The sequence below is a fragment of the Methyloceanibacter caenitepidi genome (assembly GCF_000828475.1).
Taxonomy (GTDB): domain Bacteria; phylum Pseudomonadota; class Alphaproteobacteria; order Rhizobiales; family Methyloligellaceae; genus Methyloceanibacter; species Methyloceanibacter caenitepidi.
Genome location: NZ_AP014648.1, coordinates 2,472,394 through 2,491,777, shown reverse-complemented (window position 1 = coordinate 2,491,777; position 19,384 = coordinate 2,472,394). Strand labels below are relative to the sequence as shown.

The window sequence follows — 19,384 nt, the reverse complement described above, 5'->3', positions numbered from 1 at the left end:
GGTAGGGTCCCCGCGAGATTGAGGGAGGTTTGCCATGGCGCTGCTTATTATCGGCATCGTTGTCTTTCTGGGTATTCATCTGCTGCCCACGTTCAGGGGCGTCCGCGAAGGGTTGATCGAGAAGCTCGGCGAGAACGGCTACAAGGCCTTCTTCTCGGTGGCCTCGATCCTGGGTTTCATCCTGCTCGTCTATGGGTTCGCCTCGGCGCCCATCATTCCCATTTGGACGCCGCCGGTCTGGATGCGCCATCTGGCGATGCTGCTGATGTTGCCGGCCTTCATTTTGCTGGTGGCCGCCTATGTGCCGGGGCGCATCAAAGCGGTTGTGAAGCATCCCATGCTGACCGCGATTAAGACCTGGGCGCTGGCGCATCTGCTGGCCAATGGCGATCTGGCCGGCATTATCCTGTTCGGATCGTTTCTCGCCTATGCGGTCTATGACCGGATCGCGCTCAAGCACCGCCAGCCGACTGAGCTGATCGAAACGCCGGGGCCAGGAAGCCCGCGCAACGACATCATCGCCGTGGTGCTCGGCATCGTGTTCTACGTTGTCTTCCTGCTGTGGCTGCACCCATTGCTGATCGGCAAGGTGGTAGTGCCTATGTAGGGCGTGATGTAGCACTTTGGGCCAAGGGCGGCCTTTTCACCAAGGCCTGTCATTGCGCTGCACAAATCCTTATGTGTATGGAATAAGACGCTCTAAACACTGGAACTTGCGAGGATAAGGCTCGTGTCGCATCAGAGCACCATCAAGCGCATCACCGCGCCGGAGATCGCCGCGCGCAAGGGCGGCGAGCCTATTGTCGTGCTGACGTCGTACCATGCGCAGTCGGCCGCGCTGGTCGACCCGCATGTGGACATTCTCATGGTGGGCGACTCGCTCGGCATGGTCATGCACGGGTTGGAGACAACCGTGCCGGTACCGCTCGATCTGATGATCGCGCATGCCCAAGCCGTCGTGCGCGGTTCGGAGCGAGCGCTGGTTGTCGTCGATATGCCCTTCGGTTCTTATGAAGAGAGCCCCGCCATGGCTTTCCGGAACGCGGCCCGCGTCATGAAGGAGACGGGCTGCGGTGCGGTGAAGCTCGAAGGCGGCGTGCAGATGGCCGAGACGATCGCCTTCCTGACGGCGCGCGGCATTCCGGTGATGGCCCATATCGGCATGACGCCGCAGGCGGTCAATCAACTCGGTGGCTTCGCGGCCCGCGGCAGGCGCCAGGCCGAATGGGCCCGCTTCGAAAAGGATGCACAGGCCGTGGCCGAGGCGGGTGCATTTGCAATGGTGATCGAAGCCGTGGCCGAAGGACTGGCAGCGCGTATCACGCAAGAGGTGCCGATCCCGACAATCGGCATTGGCGCGTCGCCTGAGTGCGACGGGCAGGTGCTGGTGCTGGAAGACATGCTTGGGCTCTCCCCGAGGGTGCCGAAGTTCGTGAAAGAATACGCCGAGCTGCGGACTGCCGTGGAAGGGGCGGTGAAAGCCTATGCGCGAGACGTGCGCGCGCGGGCCTTCCCAGCCGAGGAGCATACCTATTCCACGCTGGAAGAGGTTCCCGAGGCCCTGAAAAGGTTCAAGATGTCAGTTAGTTAACCTTTTTGGTTCGGTGGCGATCAGCGAGGCTGCGCACACTGGCCTGCGGCATTCAGTCTTGCGCCAGCAAGCGGGCTTCACTATACGGCGTGGGTTAGACCGGACGATCCGTCCGGTTCCGCAGCAGCCCCGCACAACCGCGCGCCAGCGCCGACGAAGAAAGCCGAAAGAGCTCTTAACCCTATGACTGACAACAGTTTCATTCGCGAGGTCGACGAGGCGGTTCGGCAGGAGCGCTACAGGGCGCTTTGGGACAGGTTCGGCGTCTATGTCATCGGCCTCGCCGTGGCGCTCATCGTTGGTGCGGCGGCCTACAATATTTGGAAGTACGTCCAGGAGAGCGAAGCCGAGACGGCGGGCGACGCCTTTACCGCGGCGGTGGCCCTGAAGAACGCCAACGAGCAGGAGAAGGCAACCGAGGCGTTCGAAGAGTTGGTCAAGGATGGCCCGTCGGGTTACGCCATTCTGTCACGGTTCCAGCTTGCATCGAGCCAGGCCAAGGCCGGCGAGACGGACAAGGCGGTCGAGTCCTACGAAGCGCTGGCCAAGGATCGCCGCGTCGACGCTATTCTGAAGGGCCTGGCGACGTTACAGGCCGCGACGCTCCGGCTCGATCAGGCGGACTACGCCGAGATGCAGAAGCGCCTCGATGGTCTCGCGAGCGGCAAGAGCGCTTGGCGCTTTTCGGCGAAGGAGCTGCTGGGCCTGTCGGCCTATCAGAACGGAGATCTGAAGGCCGCGGAGGATCAGTTCAGCGCCTTGCTGGTCGACGCCGGGACCCCGCGTAACATGCGCGACCGCGCCAACGTCTTGCTCGCCCTCATTGTCAGCCAGACGGCGACGGCCCCGGACACGAAGGCGGACGACACCAAGTCCGGCGACGCCGGTGCGGGCGATGCCAAGTCCGACGACGCCGAGGCGAGCGAAGCGACGACCAACTAGCGTCTCTGGCGGGGCGCAAGCCACACCGTCATTCTGGCTGTCGTTGCTTGCGTGTGCTGCATCCTTTGTGCTCCTTCATCTGAAACACCGGATCCCGCGATCGCTCAGCCATGCCTTTTACTGTCGCCATTGTCGGACGGCCGAATGTCGGCAAATCCACGCTGTTCAACCGGCTCGTAGGCAAGAAGCTTGCGCTGGTCGACGATCAGCCGGGCCTCACGCGTGACCGCCGCGAAGCCGACGTCGTCATCGAAGGCCTTCCGATGACGCTCATCGACACCGCAGGCCTCGAGTCGGGCGACGAAGGGCTGACCGCGCGGATGCGGCTTCAGACCGAAGCGGCCATCGAGCAGGCGGATCTCGTTCTCTTTGTGATCGATGCGCGCACGGGCGTTACGGCGGCGGACGAGATTTTCGGCGATCTGGTGCGCAAGCACGGCAAGGCCGTGGTGCTCGCGGCCAACAAGTCGGAAGGCCGGGCCGCGGAGCCGGGATTCTACGAGGCCTACTCGTTGGGGCTCGGTGAGCCGCTGGCCATGTCCGCCGAGCACGGTCTCGGCGTCGGCGACGTGACGGAGGCGATCGCGGAGGCCTACCGCAATGCGCAAGCCGAAGCAGGCGAGGACGGGGCGCCTGAGGAGGGTGAGCCGGACGAAGAGGGTGTGTACCCTTTAAGGATCGCTATCGCCGGACGGCCGAACGTGGGTAAATCCACCCTGGTCAATGCGCTTCTCGGCGAGGATCGGATGATCACGGGACCTGAGGCCGGGATCACGCGCGATGCCATCGCCTCGGAGATCGAATGGGGGTCGCGGCGGTTGCGCGTGTTCGATACCGCTGGTCTCCGGCGCAAGGCTCGCATCGAGGCGCGCGCAGAGGTGCTATCGGTCGGCGATACGCTGCGGGCGATCAAGTTTGCCGAGGTCGTCGTGTTGTTGCTCGATGCCGAGCAGCCCTTCGAGAAGCAGGACCTGCAGATCGCGGACTTGATTGTCCGCGAAGGCCGCGCGCTCGTCATCGCCGTCAACAAATGGGATCTCGTGGAGGACAAGCAGGCGCGACTCGCCGAGTTGCGCGAGATGTGCCAGCGCCTGCTGCCTCAAGTCAAAGGCGTGTCCTTGGTGACTCTGTCGGCGCAGAGCGGCAAGGGCGTCGACCGGCTTATGGACGCCGTGCTCGCCGCCGATGAGGTTTGGAACAAGCGTCTGCCGACGGCAGCTCTCAACGAGTGGCTTGCGGCCATGATCGATGCGCACACCCCGCCAGCCGTTGCGGGGCGCCGGCTCAAGATCCGTTACATGACCCAGGCCAATGCGCGGCCGCCCACCTTCGTCGCCTTCTGTTCCCAGCCCAAAGCGCTGCCGGACTCCTATGTCCGGTATCTCGTGAACGGTCTGCGCGAGACATTCGATTTGCCCGGCGTGCCGATCCGGTTCAACTTGCGGAAGGGCAACAATCCATACGTGAAGTCCAAGTCGTAACGGCAAGATCCCGATGGCGAATGTGTGATGAGCGGCGAGACGGAGGTGTACTTCTATCATCTGGAAAGCCGCACGCTGGAGCAGGTGCTGCCGGCACTGCTGGAGCGGTCGTTGGAGCGCGGCTGGCGGGCGGCCGTTCAGGCCGCGAGCCTCGAGCGGGTCGAGGCGCTCAATACGCTACTGTGGACCTTTCGGGAGGACAGCTTCCTGCCCCATGGCACCGATGCGGACGGCGCTCCCACGGCGCAGCCCGTCTATCTCACCGACTCGGACTCCAATCCGAATGGCGCGAATGTCCGCTTCCTGGTGGATGGAGCGAGTCTGGAGGCGACGAGCGGCTATGCGCGCGTGGTTCATATCTTCGACGGCCACGATCCGGATGCCGTTGCCAGAGCGCGCGCAGCCTGGGCGGCGGCCAAGGATGAGGGCCTGTCCGTGAGCTATTGGCAGCAGGACGAGGGGGGCCGGTGGCAGCAGAAGGCCTGACAGGGCGGAGCGCTTGGGCTGCCTAGATCTCGATACCTGCGAGTCCCAAGACATAGAGCATGGCGAAATAGGCTCCGACGGTCAGGGCTACTGCTGCGGTCAGGCTGATGGGGAAGCCCAAGCCGGCGCGCAAAAAGAGGGGCAGGCTGACGAATAAGACCAGCGAGGGCAGCACCAACCAGAAAATGCCGGTGGAAAGGCGTGCAATCTTCTCCGTGTCCCCGGTTTCGGCGTAGAGCCAGATCATGGCCAGGACCGAGGTGAGGGGTACCGAAGCGATCAGTGCACCGAAGAGTGCGCTGCGTTTGGCCGCCTCGGAGACTGCGACCACAAGGACGCTCGTCAGAAGAACCTTGATCGTGGCATAGAGCATCGCATCATCCTCGCTGCGTTACATGGGCAACGCATCTGAGGCTTTCTTATCACACACTAATTGATAATGCGCCCGCGCCTTGTGGCTGTCATGACCGGTGGCTATAAGCCCGGCCAACATTTGAAAATACTGAAGAATCAGAGACTAGAAGGACTGAAATAATGACCATCGAACGTACGCTCTCGATCATCAAGCCCGACGCGACCGAGCGCAATATTACAGGGCTGATCGTGGCGCGCCTCGAAGGCGCCGGCCTTCGGGTGGTCGCGCAGAAGCGGGTCTGGTGGAAGAAGAAGCAGGCCGAAGAATTCTACGAGATGCACAAGAAGCGCGACTTCTTCGACGAGCTGGTGCAGTTCATGATTTCCGGTCCCATCGTTGTACAGGTGCTTGAGGGCGAAGACGCGATCAAGCGCAACCGTCTCGTAATGGGCGCGACCAACCCGGTCGATGCCGATCCCGGCACGATCCGCAAGGACTTCGCCGTGAACCTGCAGCGCAACTCCGTGCACGGTTCCGATAGCCCCGAGAGCGCCAAGCGCGAAATCGATCTTCTCTTCAAGAAGAGCGAGATCGTCGGCTAGGGGCACTCCTCTCCCTGCGCCGGCATCGGCGTAAGGAGAAGTTAACCTTATTTCTCAGCAGGCCTCTGGAGTTGACCGCTCCAGAGACCTTTTTGCGTGTCTTGACATAGTACAACCATAGAGAGAGCATGTCGCACATATGCGATCTTTAGGGGAGTATGCGTCATGAACGTGCGAAACATTCAACGCTCTTTGAAGAAGCTTGGATTCGAACCTGGACCCATCGACGGAATCTGGGGACGAAGGACGGCCAACGCTGTCGAGGCGTTTCAGGAAGAACACGGTCTTCCCTTGACGGGACTCGTCGATCCGCGCACGGAGCGGCATCTGATTTCCCTCGCTGGAAAGGAGTCGAACGACGCGTCTCTCGTGTGGTTCGAGGAGGCAGAGCGCCTCAGAAACACCAAGGAATTCGCCGGAGACCCAAACAACCCGGTCATCATGGACTGGGCGGACGATCTCGACATCCACTATCCCGGCGACGACGTGGCGTGGTGCGGGCTGTTCGTCGGACACTGCGTCGCCGCGACGCTGCCGAAGGAGCCACTGCCGAACAATCCGTTGGGTGCGCGCCAATGGCTCAAGTTCGGCAAGAAAGTCGAGCCCGAGCCCGGCGCTATTCTTGTTTTCTGGAGGGGCAGCCGAAACGGCTGGAAGGGTCACGTCGGGTTTTACGAGGCCGAGGACTCGAAGGCCTTCCATGTGCTGGGCGGCAACCAGAGCGACAAGGTCTGCACGACCCGCATTGCGAAGTCGCGACTGCTCGGGGCGCGCTGGCCTGCCAGCGCGCTGGTGCTCAACGGTGGACCCGTCGCCGGAACTGCCGACGGAGAATTGTCGACCGACGAGGCCTAGCGCCCCCGCGCTCGTGACAGGGCCTGAAGGGCGGTCGCTTCGCTGGCGAGCCGAGACTAGCTGAGTTTGCGGATTTTGAAGGGCAGGCCGCCTTGCGGGCAGAGCGTGACGGTGGCGCGGATCTTTGCCGGTGTCGGTCCCACGTACTCAGGTGTGAAGCGGCGCAGGAGCTGAACCAGCGCCAGCGTGTTCTCGATCTGCGACAACGCCCCGCCAATGCAAGCGCGCTTGCCTGCCGCGAAGGGAAGGTAAGAGTATTTGCGCCGCTTCTTGGCGCGCTCGGGAGCGAACCGTTCCGGATCGAACTTCTCCGGCTCTTCCCAATATTTGGGGCTGTGATGAGCGATATAGGTCAGGATGGAAACCTTGTCGCCGGCATTGATCTTGTGCCCGGCGATCTCGTCGTCGCCGGCGGCGATGCGGATCAGGCCCCAGATCGGCGGATAAAGGCGCATGGTCTCCTGGATCACCATGCGGGTGTAGCTCAGCTGCTGAACCTGGTTCCAATCGGGATCGGCGTCGCCGCAAACCCGGTGCGCTTCCTCGCGGACGCGCTGCATCGCTTCGGGATGCTGGGATAGAAGATAGAGCGACCAGGCAAGCGTCAGCGCCGTCGTCTCGGTACCCGCCCACAAATACTGCTTCATCTCATCGATGACCTGGCGGTGGTCGAACTCCGGGAAGTCCGGATCGGCCTCGGCTTCCTGCATCGCCGTCAGCAGCGTCTTTTCGCGATGATCGATGACGTTCGCGCTGATCACCGTGTCGGGAACCGAATGCCAAATCTCCATGGCCTTGGCGGGATCCTCGGCCGTGATCTCTTCGAGCTCGCCGCGCACGTTCTTAAGGCGCACGTTCTTGTGGTTGACAACGTCCGTGTACGTCTTGACTTGCTTGAAGACGAAGTGCGGGTTGAAGGGCATCTCGCGGTCGAACAGCGCGCGGCACACCATGTCGGCGGCCATCGTCCAGGTCTCTTCCACCATCTCGACGGTCTCGCCAGAGTCGGCGAGTTTCTGCCAGCGGTCCATCTTCGAGTCGATGGCCGACATCAAATAGGGGAAGTACTCCTCGAACATCTTCGGATGGAACGCGGCCTGCTGCGGCACGCGGATCTTCTGCCACAGCGCACCGTCGATGGTGATCATGCTGCGGCCGAAAACGGGGCGAAGCCCGTCGAAATACTTCGTGTAATTGTCCGCGTTCGTCACGAGAACGCGCTCGGCGTGCTCCGGCTCGCTCAGCAGGACAATGCGTTGGTTTTTCAGATTGACCGGGAGGACGCCCTTGTATTTTTCGCACAGGGCCATGAGGACCTGCATGGGGTCCTCTTGGTTCAGCAATGCCGATAGCTTGAACCAAATGCTGTCTTCTTCTCCGAGGCCGTGCGACGGAGAGTAGGCGACCGTCATGTCCGCCATTTACGCCATCCCTCTTATTGTTGGGCCGTTTATCCCCGTTGGGCCAAGTGTGCCGCGCAGGGCTTGGGGCCAAACCGCAAGATCAGCACTAGGTCTCGGGCAACCTCCGCCTTGCAGGAATATTGCGTGCGCGGTCATCGTTGCGGAGATCGACTGAATAGATGTTGTTCCTAGCATCCGCTCGTCTGCATTGTCTACGGGCCCTTGCGCCGCACAGACTTGCGATGCGTCAAGTTTGCCGGGGGCACCCATAGTATTTTTCCTGGATTTTGAACGTCCGCTCAAAAATTGCCCCTCAGCGGGGGCGAAAAAAGGGCGGGGTCGCCGGGCCCTTGGGGCATGCCGGCACTCCGTTCGCCGTCCACCGAGACCTGCCCGGATGCCACCAGCCGCAGGGCGTGGGGGTAGAGACGGTGTTCGGCCGCCAGCACCCTCGCCGCAAGATCCTCCTCCGTATCGTCCGGCAAAACCGGGACGGCCGCTTGGGCCACGATCGGACCATCGTCCATCGCCGCGCGAACGAAATGAACGGTGCAGCCGCTGATGCGCGCGCCCGCATCCAGCACGCGTGCGTGGGTGTCGAGGCCCTTGAAGGCGGGCAGGAGAGACGGGTGAATGTTGAGGTGGCGGTTGAGCCAGCGTGACACGAAGCTTTCCGTCAGAAGGCGCATGAAGCCGGCATTGCAGAGAAGCTCCACGCTGGCGCCGTCCAGCGCATCGTTCAGGGCGGCTTCGAAGGCTTCGCGGGACGGGAAGTTCTTGTGGTCGATGGTGCAGGTCGGGATGCCCGCTTCTTCGGCGCGATCGAGGCCCTGAACGTCGGGCACGTTGGAGATCACGAGCACCAGCTCGGCCGGATAGTCGGGATCCTTGGCGGCATCGATGAGCGCCTGCAGATTGCTGCCGCGGCCCGATATCAGGACGCCGACGCGCATCTTTGCGCTCATGACTCGGTGCCCCCGGTGCCCAGCACGACCGCCGGTCCGTCACCGCGCTCGGTGAGTCTCCCGATCGTAAACGCTTCGGGCCCGAGGCTCGCGGCGACGCGTCCGGCATCGCTGGGCGCCACTGCGATGACCATGCCGACACCGCAATTGAAGGTTCGGTACAACTCATGCGCATCGAGCCGCGCCTCCGTCTGCAGCCAAGAGAAGACGGGCGGCGGGTCGATGGCATCGATGTCGATCGCCGCCGAGACGGTCTCCGGCAGGATGCGCGGTAGATTGTCGATCAGGCCGCCGCCGGTGATGTGGCAAAGGGCTTTGACGGCGCCTGGGTTTGCCCGAATCGTATCAAGCACTTGGCGGACATAGATGCGGGTCGGTGCGAGGAGGCTCGTCCCGAGCTTGGCATCGGGCGCGAAGGGAGCGGGGTCGTCCCAGCCAAGGCCGCTTTCCGACACCACGCGGCGTACGAGCGAGAAGCCGTTGGCGTGGACGCCCGACGAAGGCAGGCCGATCAGGACATCGCCCGCGCTGACGTCGGGCCGCGGCAGGATGGCGTCCCGCTCGACCGCGCCCACCGCGAAGCCCGCGAGGTCGTAGTCGCCGTCGCCATACATGCCGGGCATCTCGGCGGTCTCTCCACCGATGAGCGCGCAGCCCGCCTGGCCGCATCCCTCGGCGATGCTGGCGACGACCTCGGCGGCGACGCCGACCTCCAGCCTGCCGGTCGCGAAATAGTCGAGAAAGAAGAGCGGCTCGGCGCCTTGGACGACGAGGTCGTTGACGCACATGGCCACGAGGTCGATGCCGATGCCTTCGTGCAGGCCCGTGTCGATGGCCAGCTTCAGCTTGGTTCCGACCCCGTCGGTGGCGGCCACGAGAACCGGGTCCTTGAAGCCGCAAGCCGCGAGATCGAACAGCCCGCCGAAGCCGCCGAGATTGCCCAGAACGCCCGGTCTCTTCGTCTTCGCGGCGAGGGGACCGATCGCGTCCACGAGAGCGTTTCCGGCATCGATATCGACACCGGCCTCACGATAGGTCAGCGGCTTGTCTTCGGGCATGGACTCTTCAAGCTTGGTGGGGCGCGTCGTGTTTAGGTGGCAATTGAGAATTCGGGTCCGCAGCCAAGCGGGTGCACGTTCCAGAGTTCTGTCATAACACTCTTGGCAGGCAAGAGGGATAGAGGCAAGGGTGCCCACAGGAGAGAGCCGGAGCCGGGATAATCCGCTGGTCCATCATCATCGAATGGCGCCGGAACGCAAGGGTCCGGCGCGAATCGCGGAGCAGTCGATGACGCTTCAGTCAGCCAATGCTTTCAGGGGTTTCGCGGGGCGTTCTGCCAAACTGAGTCGCCTTGCTCTGCTGGGCGCCGGCATGCTGCTAGGCATCGGTGTGGTAAGTTCGGATCCCGCCCGCGCCGCCAGTCTCTTCAATGTCGCCAACGTCCGAGTCGACGTCACGGCCAAGGATGCCGTGGTTGCGCGGGAGAAGGGCATGGCGAAGGCTGAGACCTTGGCGATGCAGATTCTGCTTGAGCGGCTGGCGCCGCCGAGCTGGCAGCACCGCCTGCCGTCATTCTCCCATCGTGAGATCGAAGGACTCGTCGCCGGCATCGCGATCCATAGCGAGAAGACGTCGGCGCGGCGCTATATCGGTGTCGTCGATGTGCGTTTCTATCCGGGCGCGGTGCGCCAACTCTTGACCAGCCGTTCCATACCCTTTGTCGAGAGCCAGGCGTCGCCCATTTCGATCCTGCCGGTGATGCTCGAGGACGACTTCATCGCGAAGGGCGCGAGTACGGACTGGCGCCAGGCCTGGGCGCGGTTGGATCTCGACAACGGAGTTGCGCCGGCTGAGCTGGCGACGCTGCGCGACGATCTCGAGGCCGGGACGATCAAGGCCGTACTCGCAGGCGACGAGAGCGCTTATGCGGCCTTGCGCAGTACCTATGGCTATGGCGGTCTCGTCGTCGCCGTAGGGCAGGTCGCCGATGGTTTGTTTCGCATCCACCTCGTGGGCGAGGACGCAGCGGGCGATGTCGATGCCGTCGCGACGAGCGCTGTGGATCGGGCCAACATGACCGCAACAGAGGAGCAGGCAGCCCGGTTGGGACTTAACATCCTCGAGCGGCGCTGGAAGCAGCGGCTGGATCCCACATTCGACGAGACAGCCGATATCCCATTGCGGCGCGGTGCGCTGTATCCCGAGGAGGCGTTCACAGTCCAAGACGAGGCGCTCGGCCGCGTTGGTGCGGTCATTGAGTTCTTCAGCGTAAGTGATTGGCAGCAGATTCATTTTGGGCTTCAGCGTGTGGCGGATATCCGGGACTTCGAAATCGTGTCGAGGTCCGCCCGCGGGGCCGAGGTGGTGTTCGACTATGAAGGCTCCGCCGACCAGTTGCAGGCCGTGCTCGCCCAGAACGGGATCGGACTGTATGAGCGAGACGGGACGCTCGTGATACGTGCGATGGGACCATGAGAGAGCGGCCCACCGGTCCTGTCTCGCTGTCTCGGCTCGCGGAAATTCGGCTGCGGAGCCGCCCCAGTCTGATAATCTCCGGGCCGAAGTACCCAGAACATAAAGACGCTTGGGAGAAGCGCCGGTGAATATCCCCAATACGCTGACATTTGCGCGGATCGTGTCCGTGCCGCTTCTGATCTGGCTGATCATCGACCAGGACTTCTACGCGGCGTTTGTGGTGTTCATGCTGGCGGGGCTCTCCGACGCGGCCGACGGCTATCTCGCCAAGCGCTATGGCTGGCGCACGGAGCTTGGCGCCTATCTCGATCCCATCGCCGACAAAGCGCTTCTGGTCGCGATCTACGTGGCGCTGGGGATTTCGGGCCACCTGCCGGTCTGGCTCGTGATCATCGTTGTCAGCCGCGACATTCTCATCGTCGGCGCGGTCCTGCTGGCCTGGATGATGTGGCGCCCCGTCGAGGTCAAACCGCTCATCGTCAGCAAGATCAATACATTCGCCCAGATTGCCCTGGCCGGGTTCGTCCTGGCACAACTCGGGCTCGGCCTCGGCGTGAGCTGGCTCGTGAGCGTGCTCATCTGGGTCACCGGCGGGCTCACCGTTCTGTCGGCCTCGGTCTATTTCTTCGGCTGGCTGCGCCACATGATGAGCTACGAGCCTGAGCAGCCCGAGCCGCTCCACCGGCTGCAAGGGGCCGCGCGGCCGACGAGCGTCCAAGCGGCGCGTGCGAAAAGCGGCAACGGCGCCTCGCGGCCCGAGGTCCGGACGCCGTGAGTCCGGGGCAACTCGCATTCGATTTGCCGCACCGGGCGGCTCTGGGCGCAGAGGATTTCCTCGTCAGCGACTGCAATCTCGCGGCCGTCCGCATGGTGGACGCCTGGCCCGAGTGGCCGGGGCCGGTGCAGGTCCTTGTGGGGCCGCCCGCGAGTGGGAAGACCCATCTCGTCCGGGTTTGGCAAGAGCGGTCCAGCGCCGACGCGCTCGATCCGACGACACTGGACGTGCGGTCGCTCGATGCGCGCCCGCCGGGGTCGGCCCTTGCCGTGGAGGACGCCGACCGGTCCGGGTTCGACGAGCGGACACTCTTCCACCTTTTGAATCTTGCGGCGGAGAAGCGCTTTTCGGTCCTTCTGACCGCGCGGATCAGCCCCATTCGCTGGCCGTTCAGTCTGCCGGACCTGCTTTCGCGGCTCAGTGCCGTCCCGGTGACCGAGATCGGAGCGCCGGACGAGGTCTTGCTGCGGACGGTGATGCTGAAACACTTCTCCGACCGCCAGCTCACCATCGAACCCAAGGTGCTCGAGTTCCTGGCTGTCAGGATCGACCGCTCGCTGGAAGCGGCTGCCGCGGCGGTGGAGGCTGTCGATCAGGCGGCCCTGCGCTCTGGCAGGAAGATCAGCCGGCAACTCGTCGCCGAGGCGCTGGAGCGTGCTGCGACGATTGAGTAAGGCGTCCGATTTGACGTTTACCGTTACGCTGGTGATACAGTTGCTGGCCTAACATCACGGCTCTACCCTGAGGGAGCTGGCGGGCTCACAATGCCCTTTATTCCAAGAGGATATCGATGAACGTTCCGGAAGCGATAGAGCCGGAAGGCGCGGTTGCCCGAATCGCTGCCTATGGCCCGAGCCGCTACTTCAATCGCGAATTGTCCTGGTTGAACTTCAACAAGCGCGTGATGGAAGAGGCCGAGAACGAGCGCCATCCGCTGTTGGAGCGGCTTCGCTTCCTGTCGATTTCCGCCAACAATCTCGATGAGTTCTACATGGTCCGCGTCGCGGGCCTGCGGGCGCAGATGGTGGCCGGGATCGAGACGCCGAGTCAGGACGGCCTGACGCCTGCCCAACAGCTCGACCGCATCAATCGCTCCGTCGCGGACCTGACGGCTTTGCAGCAGGAGACTTGGGTCGCGCTGGAAGCTCTTCTCGGCGAAGCGGGCATTCATGTTCTCACCGCCGATCAGCTGACCGATGCGGAGCGCAGCTGGCTCGAGGATCACTTCCTCAATTTGATCTTCCCTGTGTTGACCCCGATCGCAGTCGATCCGGCTCATCCGTTCCCGTTCATCCCGAATTTCGGATTCACGCTGGGGCTGGAACTGGTGCGCGAGGGATCGTTCCGGACCATGCACGCGCTGCTGCCGATCCCTTCCCAGCTCGACCGCTTTATCCGGCTGCCGGACGGCAAGGACGGTGTGACGGGGATCCGCTTCGTGCGGCTGGAGACCGTGGTCGGCATTTTCGTCTCACGGCTGTTCCCCGGATACCGGGTACGGAGCCAAGGCGCGTTCCGTGTCGTGCGCGACAGCGACATCGAGGTCCAGGAAGAGGCCGAAGATCTCGTGCGCGTGTTCGAATCGGCGCTCAAGCGCCGGAAGCGCGGCTCGGTCATCCGGCTGGAGATGGAAGCCACCATGCCGTCGCGGCTGCAGCGCTTCGTCATGCAGGAGCTGAAGGTCACGGAACGCGAGAGTTTCGTGCAGAAAGGCCTGATCGGGCTGACGGACACGGACCAGCTTATCGTCGCGGACCGCCCGGACCTGAAATTCGCGCCCTATGTCAGTCGGTTCCCGGAGCGCATCCGCGAGCATCAAGGCGATTGCTTCGCGGCAATCGCCAAGAAGGACATCGTGGTGCATCACCCCTACGAGTCTTTCGATGTGGTCCTGCAGTTCCTGAAGCAGGCCGCGGCCGATCCAGATGTTGTCGCGATCAAATGGACGCTGTACCGGACCAGCAAGACCTCGCCGATCATCGAGGCGTTGAAGGAAGCCGCAGAGGCCGGCAAGTCGGTGACGGCGGTGGTCGAGCTCAAAGCCCGCTTCGACGAAGAAGCCAACATCAAATGGGCGCGCGACCTGGAAAGCGCCGGGGTTCAGGTGGTCTACGGCTTCATCGAACTCAAGACGCACGCCAAGCTGAGCCTGATCGTCCGGCGCGAGCGCGGCGAGCTAGCCACGTATTGCCACGTGGGCACGGGCAACTATCACCAGGTCACGGCGAAGATCTACACGGACTTGTCCTATTTCACCGCTGACCGCTCGATCGGCAACGATCTATCCCGCATATTCAACTACGTGACAGGCTATGCGGAACCGGCGGAGCTCGAGTCCATGGCGGTCTCGCCCGGCGGAATCCGCGCGCGCATCCTCGATCACGTGCGCGAGGAGATGTATCACGCCAAGGCCGGCCGGCCGGCGGCGATCTGGATGAAGCTGAACTCGCTCGTCGATCCCGAAATCATCGATGCGCTCTACGAGGCAAGCCAGGCGGGCGTTGAAATCGATCTCGTCTGCCGTGGCATCTGCTGCCTGCGGCCCGGCGTGCCTGGTCTGTCGGAGAACATCCACGTGAAGAGCATCGTCGGGCGTTTCCTGGAGCATTCCCGTATCTATTGCTTCGGGGCAGGGCACGGCCTGCCGCACCGGAAGGCGGCCGTCTATATCAGCTCCGCCGATATGATGCCCCGCAACCTAAACCGCCGCGTCGAGGCGATGACCCCCATCAAGAACCCGACGGTACACGAGCAGATCCTGGATCAGATCATGGTGGCAAATCTGAAGGACAATCTGCAGAGCTGGCGTGTTCTCCCCGACGGGAACTCCGTCCGCATCCATCCTGAAGGAGAGGAAGAGCCCTTCAGCGCCCAGAACTACTTCATGACCAACCCCAGCCTGTCGGGGCGGGGAACTTCTCTACCGGAAAACATGCCTCCGCGCTTTACGCGGGTCGACGAGAACCTCTAGTCTCTCGCCATGGCTGGGAGGAAGAAACGGGCGCCGGTCGCGGTCGTCGATATCGGCTCCAATTCGGTGCGGCTGATCGTTTATGACAGCGCGACACATGCGCCCGCGCCCCTCTTCAACGAGAAGGTTCTGTGCGGGCTCGGCCGGACGGTCGCGAGCACCGGGAGCCTCGAGCCGGCCGGGGTCGCACGCGCGCTCCGGGCGCTCCGGCGGTTCCGCGCCTTGATCGCCCAGCTTCACGTGCACCGGACCGAGGTAATCGCCACCGCCGCGGCGCGCGATGCGAAGAACGGGCCCGACTTCATCACCAAAGCCCAGGAGGTCCTGGGGCACAAGATCACGGTGCTGTCCGGCACGATGGAAGCGGAGCTCGCCGCGCTCGGCGTCGTCTCGGGAATCTATGCTGCCGATGGGTTCGTGGGCGATCTCGGCGGCGGCAGCCTGGAGCTGGTCGACGTGCGGGGTGGACGGTTGTCCGATGCGCTCACGCTGCCGCTCGGGGGACTCCGTCTGATCGATGTGTCGGGCGGAAATCTAAAAAAGGCGCGCGAGGTCATCGATTCGGAGTTTTCGAAGGTGACCTGGCTCGAGAAGGGCCGGGGCCGGGACTTCTACGCCATCGGCGGGACCTGGCGGGCCGTGTCGCGCCTGCATATGGCCCAGACGGACTATCCCTTGCGCGTCATGCACAACTACCGGATGGACGGGCAGGACGCGCTGAAATTCGTCAGCAGCCTCTACGGCCAGTTGGACGACGACATGCCCGGACTGCGCGACATCTCCAGCGCGCGGCGCGAGACATTGCCTTACGGTGCGCTCGTGCTCGAACGGCTCATCAAGCAGATGAAGCCGCGGTCCATCGTGACGTCTGTGTTCGGCATTCGCGAGGGGTTGCTCTACAGCCTCCTGAGCGCCGAGGAGCGCGCGAAGGATCCGCTCATCGAGGCTTGCCAGGTGCTTGCTGAGCAGCGCGCCCGGTCGGTGGAGAACGCCAACGAATTGCTCGCGTGGACCGATGGTCTCTTCCGTGTGCCGGGGCCGGTGGAGACACCGGAGCAGACTCGCCTGCGCCATGCCGCGTGCCTCCTGTCGGACATCGGTTGGCGCGCACATCCCGATTACCGCGGCGCTCAGAGTCTCAACCTGATCACCAATGGCGATCTCATCGGCGTCGATCATCCCGGCCGCGCGTTCCTGGCACTGACCTCGTACTACCGCAACGAAGGCGTAGTGAGCGACGAGTTGAGCCAGGGGCTGGTCGAGTTGGTGGATAAGGAGTCACTGAGGCGCGCCAAAATCTTGGGCGCGGCATTCCGCGTCGCGCACATGGTCTCCGCGGCCATGCCCGGCGTGCTGCCGCATACCCCGCTCACCTACGAGGGTGACCGGCTTGTTTGGACCTTGCCGGAGCCCTATGCGGATCTCGAAGGCGAACGCGTCAGCCGGCGCTTCAAGACCCTCGCCAATCTGTTGGATTGCGAGCCTGAGATTCGGATGGGCGAGCCGTTCCAACTCGTCGCAAGCTGACGGACTGGCATGGCCGCAGTCGCCAAGGTTGCTGAATGCAGGAGCAAACCCCAAATCACTATGAGAAAAGGGAAAAATGCCCGGTTCCGGGCTTTCTCACTCGCCCCGACCGCATCATTTCCGCACAACCCAGCCCTAAGACCGGCTCAGACCTGAGATAACGATGGCAGAGGATCTCTACTCCGTATTAGGCGTCGCCAAGACAGCGAGCGCCGACGAAATCACCAAGGCATACCGCAAGCTCGCCAAGAAGCTGCACCCGGACCTCAATCCCGGCGACAAGGTCGCCGAGGAGAAGTTCAAGGCGATCTCCCACGCTTATTCGATCCTCAAAGACGCGGAGCAGCGCGGGAAGTACGACCGGGGCGAAATCGACGCGAGCGGGCAGGAGAAGCCCGAGGCGCGCTACTACCGCGAATATGCGGGCGGACCTGGCGGGGCGCGCTACCACTCATCGGCAGGCTACGAGGACATGGGCGATTTCAGCGACCTGTTCGGCGACATGTTCGGCGGGGGCATGCGCGGCGCCGGGATGGGCGGGCGCAGCCAGCGCGGCGGTGCCCGGTTCTCCATGCCGGGGCAGGATGCGCAGTACCATCTCGACATTCCGTTTCTCGACGCGGTCAACGGCACCAAGACGCGCATCACGCTCCCCGACGGCAGCACGCTCGACGTCACCATTCCACCGGGGGTCAATGCGGGCCAGGTCCTGCGGCTGAAGGGCAAGGGGCATCCGGGCCTCGGCGAAGGGCCGCCGGGTGACGCGCTGGTCGAGGTCGGCGTGAGGCCGCACCCCGTCTTCAAGCGCGAAGGCAACGATATCGTGGTCGAGTTGCCGATCAGCCTCGACGAGGCCGTGCTCGGCGGCAAGGTGGAGATTCCGACCATTGGCGGCAAGGTCGCCATGACGGTGCCTGCCGGCGCCAATTCCGGACAGACGCTGCGGCTCAAAGGGCGGGGCGTGAAGGGCAAGGGCGATCAGTTGGTGAAGCTCAACGTGGTGATGCCCGAGAAGGTGGACGACGAGCTCAAGGCCTTCATCGAGGAGTGGAAGACAACCCACGCCTACGATCCGCGGCGCACAATGAAGGAGCAAGCGTGATGCTGACCGAGGAGGACGTTGTCGCACGGGTGTCGCGTCTCACGGTGACGCGGTTGCGTGTGTTCGTATCCCAAGGCCTGATCAAGCCGGAAGAAGACGGGGCGCCCGCTTATTCGGAGGCCGACATCGCCCGGGCCGCGTTGATTTGCAATCTCGAGGACGAGATGGGATTCGACGAGGAGGATGTCCCGGTTCTTTTGAACCTGATCGATCAGATCCACGGGCTCCGTTCGGAGTTGCGCGGCTTCGTGGAGGCCATCGATGCGCTTCCGCCCGACGTACGGACGACCGTGCGGTTGCGCATCGAGCAGTGGCGGCGGGGCTAGGCCATGCGCTCCAACGGTGTCGTCGTCTTCTACGTGCTGCTGGTGATCCTGCTCACCATGGCGAGCGTGCAATACGGCCTCGGCCGCCTACCCGGCGACATCGTGGTGGATCTCGGCAGCTTCTACTTCTATGTGCCGTTCACCACGGGGCTGATCGTGGCGCTGCTGCTAGGAGCGGTCTTCTGGTTCTTCCGCCGCTAGCACCGTCACCGATCCCTTGCGGATCGTCAGGGCCAGTTCGCCCCGCTTGAGCGCCAGCGCGTCCTCACCGAAAAGCTTGAGCCGCCAGCCTCGCAGTGCGGCGGTGTCCGCGTCGTTCGACCGGGCGATCTGCTCGAGTTCGTCCGATGTGGCGATCAGCTTGGGCGCGACGCCGTGACGTCCCGCCGTCGCCTTCAGCAGCACACGCAACAGGTCCATTACCGCTTGCGCTTCGGGCGGCATCGGCTCGCCGCGCTGAAGCGGAGGAACCGAGGCAGGGTCGCGCGCAAGGCCGCGCTCCACAGCCTCCAGCACGCCGCGGCCGCGCGAGGACCGGGCGAAGCCGTTGTGCAAGGATCGCAGGGCCCCGAGGTCTTCGACCGTACGCGGCGCCTGGCCGGCAATGTCGTAGAGCGCCTCGTCTTTTAGAACACGCGAGCGGGGGACGTCCTGGCTTTGCGCCTCGCGTTCGCGCCAAGCCGCCAGCTCCATGAGAACGGCGAGCGCCTTTTGCGTCTTGATGCGCATCTTGAGCCGCCGCCAAGCGTGCTCCGGATGGAGCTCGTAGGTGGCAGGGTCGGTCAGGACGGCCATCTCCTCGATGAGCCAGCTCGCCCGCTCGGACTTGTCGAGCTGTGCCTTGAGCTTGGGAAACAGGTCGCGCAGATGGGTCACGTCGCCCAAGGCATAGGTGAGTTGCCGCTCCGAGAGCGGGCGGCGGCTCCAATCGGTGAAGCGCGAACTCTTATCCAGATTGCGGCCTAGCAGACGCTTCACAAGCATGGCGTAGCTGACCGCCTCGCCGAAGCCGCAGACCATCGCCGCCACTTGCGTGTCGAAGATGGGGTGGGGCACCACACCCGCCATATGATGAACGATTTCAATGTCTTGGCGGGCAGAATGAAAGACCTTCAGGACGTTTTCGTCGACCATCAGGTCGAAGAACGGCTTCAAGTCGATGCCCGGCGCCAGATTGTCGATAAGGACCTCGGTGTCGCCGCCTGCGATCTGAATGAGGCACAGGCGCGGCCAGAAGGTCTGCTCGCGCATGAATTCGGTGTCGACCGCAATGAACGGGGCCTTGGCGAGGTCGGCGCAGGCCGCCTCAAGCTCTTCTGTGGTTGTGATGAGATTCATGGATGGCGGATATAGCCCAAGGAGCGGTGCCTGGCCAAGAGAACTAATGGAGAGGCCCAATCCGCCGCAACGCGGCCGATAACCCCAAGAGCCGGGAAAGCTGTGCCGCCACCTTGACAAAAGGAGCCATCCCGTGCGGTGTTCCGCTCGCCTTCAAGACCAAGGCCTCAGCGGCATTTTTCGTTTCTCC

Annotated in this window: 20 protein-coding genes; 15 read left to right on the top strand and 5 right to left on the bottom strand. The window is 63.4% G+C overall.

The features are described from left to right. The first annotated feature begins 34 nt into the window (after nt 1–34). From GL4_RS11765 to GL4_RS11745, 5 genes are all read left to right on the top strand, one after another. Nucleotides 35–607, top strand: a complete 573-nt coding sequence (locus GL4_RS11765; protein ID WP_045367782.1) for an NnrU family protein — start codon at nt 35–37, stop codon at nt 605–607. A gap of 123 nt (nt 608–730) precedes the next feature. Further along, nucleotides 731–1,591, top strand: a complete 861-nt coding sequence (gene panB / locus GL4_RS11760; RefSeq protein WP_045367779.1) for a 3-methyl-2-oxobutanoate hydroxymethyltransferase — start codon at nt 731–733, stop codon at nt 1,589–1,591. A gap of 183 nt (nt 1,592–1,774) precedes the next feature. Continuing rightward, nucleotides 1,775–2,533, top strand: a complete 759-nt coding sequence (locus GL4_RS11755) for a tetratricopeptide repeat protein (protein ID WP_052464430.1) — start codon at nt 1,775–1,777, stop codon at nt 2,531–2,533. Nucleotides 2,534–2,643: 110 nt separating this feature from the next. Continuing rightward, nucleotides 2,644–4,014, top strand: a complete 1,371-nt coding sequence (der, locus tag GL4_RS11750; RefSeq protein ID WP_045367776.1) for a ribosome biogenesis GTPase Der — start codon at nt 2,644–2,646, stop codon at nt 4,012–4,014. A 27-nt stretch (nt 4,015–4,041) separates the two neighbouring features. Beyond that, entirely contained in the window at nt 4,042–4,500 is a 459-nt protein-coding gene (locus GL4_RS11745; protein WP_045367773.1) for a DNA polymerase III subunit chi, read from the top strand. 22 nt (nt 4,501–4,522) lie between these two features. Here the strand turns inward: GL4_RS11745 and GL4_RS11740 are convergent, their stop codons facing one another. Continuing rightward, nucleotides 4,523–4,873, bottom strand: a complete 351-nt coding sequence (locus GL4_RS11740) for a DUF3147 family protein (protein WP_045367771.1) — start codon at nt 4,871–4,873, stop codon at nt 4,523–4,525. Nucleotides 4,874–5,034: 161 nt separating this feature from the next. Here GL4_RS11740 and ndk point away from each other — a divergent pair, with 161 nt between their 5' ends. Next, nucleotides 5,035–5,457, top strand: coding sequence for a nucleoside-diphosphate kinase (gene ndk / locus GL4_RS11735; protein ID WP_045367768.1), 423 nt, complete (start codon nt 5,035–5,037; stop codon nt 5,455–5,457). A gap of 165 nt (nt 5,458–5,622) precedes the next feature. Then, on the top strand, nt 5,623–6,312 hold the full coding sequence (locus GL4_RS11730; RefSeq protein WP_045367766.1) for an NlpC/P60 family protein: 690 nt from the start codon (nt 5,623–5,625) through the stop codon (nt 6,310–6,312). A 56-nt stretch (nt 6,313–6,368) separates the two neighbouring features. Here the strand turns inward: GL4_RS11730 and GL4_RS11725 are convergent, their stop codons facing one another. The 3 genes from GL4_RS11725 to purM all read right to left on the bottom strand — a co-directional run bounded on the left by GL4_RS11725 (nt 6,369) and on the right by purM (nt 9,738). Next, nucleotides 6,369–7,733: a cytochrome P450 gene (locus GL4_RS11725; protein WP_244462610.1), complete on the bottom strand. Its 1,365-nt coding sequence runs from the start codon at nt 7,731–7,733 to the stop codon at nt 6,369–6,371. A 281-nt stretch (nt 7,734–8,014) separates the two neighbouring features. Continuing rightward, complete coding sequence (gene purN / locus GL4_RS11720; protein WP_045367764.1) at nt 8,015–8,680, bottom strand: phosphoribosylglycinamide formyltransferase; 666 nt, start codon at nt 8,678–8,680, stop codon at nt 8,015–8,017. Beyond that, the gene (gene purM, locus GL4_RS11715; RefSeq protein ID WP_045367761.1) at nt 8,677–9,738 is read right to left on the bottom strand and encodes a phosphoribosylformylglycinamidine cyclo-ligase; all 1,062 of its coding nucleotides are present in this window, start codon (nt 9,736–9,738) and stop codon (nt 8,677–8,679) included. Before purM ends, purN begins: the two co-directional genes overlap by 4 nt. Before the next feature lie 229 nt (nt 9,739–9,967). Here purM and GL4_RS11710 point away from each other — a divergent pair, with 229 nt between their 5' ends. The 8 genes from GL4_RS11710 (at nt 9,968) to GL4_RS11675 (ending at nt 18,057) form a co-directional block, all read left to right on the top strand. Continuing rightward, nucleotides 9,968–11,155 (top strand): hypothetical protein, encoded by a 1,188-nt coding sequence (locus GL4_RS11710; protein WP_156137553.1) that lies wholly within the window; start codon nt 9,968–9,970, stop codon nt 11,153–11,155. 124 nt (nt 11,156–11,279) lie between these two features. After that, on the top strand, nt 11,280–11,930 hold the full coding sequence (locus tag GL4_RS11705) for a CDP-alcohol phosphatidyltransferase family protein (protein ID WP_082025632.1): 651 nt from the start codon (nt 11,280–11,282) through the stop codon (nt 11,928–11,930). Further along, on the top strand, nt 11,927–12,604 hold the full coding sequence (locus GL4_RS11700) for a P-loop NTPase family protein (RefSeq protein ID WP_045367755.1): 678 nt from the start codon (nt 11,927–11,929) through the stop codon (nt 12,602–12,604). Before GL4_RS11705 ends, GL4_RS11700 begins: the two co-directional genes overlap by 4 nt. 116 nt (nt 12,605–12,720) lie before the next feature. Beyond that, nucleotides 12,721–14,901 (top strand): RNA degradosome polyphosphate kinase, encoded by a 2,181-nt coding sequence (locus GL4_RS11695; protein ID WP_045367753.1) that lies wholly within the window; start codon nt 12,721–12,723, stop codon nt 14,899–14,901. Between the two features lie 9 nt (nt 14,902–14,910). Next, the gene (ppx, locus tag GL4_RS11690; protein ID WP_045367750.1) at nt 14,911–16,428 is read left to right on the top strand and encodes an exopolyphosphatase; all 1,518 of its coding nucleotides are present in this window, start codon (nt 14,911–14,913) and stop codon (nt 16,426–16,428) included. 163 nt (nt 16,429–16,591) lie between these two features. Further along, nucleotides 16,592–17,530, top strand: coding sequence for a DnaJ C-terminal domain-containing protein (locus GL4_RS11685; RefSeq protein WP_045367747.1), 939 nt, complete (start codon nt 16,592–16,594; stop codon nt 17,528–17,530). Further along, nucleotides 17,530–17,856 (top strand): MerR family transcriptional regulator, encoded by a 327-nt coding sequence (locus tag GL4_RS11680; RefSeq protein ID WP_052464426.1) that lies wholly within the window; start codon nt 17,530–17,532, stop codon nt 17,854–17,856. The genes GL4_RS11685 and GL4_RS11680 overlap by 1 nt, the downstream gene beginning before the upstream one ends. A gap of 3 nt (nt 17,857–17,859) precedes the next feature. Continuing rightward, on the top strand, nt 17,860–18,057 hold the full coding sequence (locus GL4_RS11675; protein WP_045367742.1) for a DUF2905 domain-containing protein: 198 nt from the start codon (nt 17,860–17,862) through the stop codon (nt 18,055–18,057). Here GL4_RS11675 and rnd read toward each other — a convergent pair. Then, nucleotides 18,025–19,194 (bottom strand): ribonuclease D, encoded by a 1,170-nt coding sequence (rnd, locus tag GL4_RS11670; protein ID WP_045367739.1) that lies wholly within the window; start codon nt 19,192–19,194, stop codon nt 18,025–18,027. The two genes, GL4_RS11675 and rnd, sit on opposite strands and share 33 nt — an antisense overlap. Between the last annotated feature and the right edge of the window lie 190 nt (nt 19,195–19,384).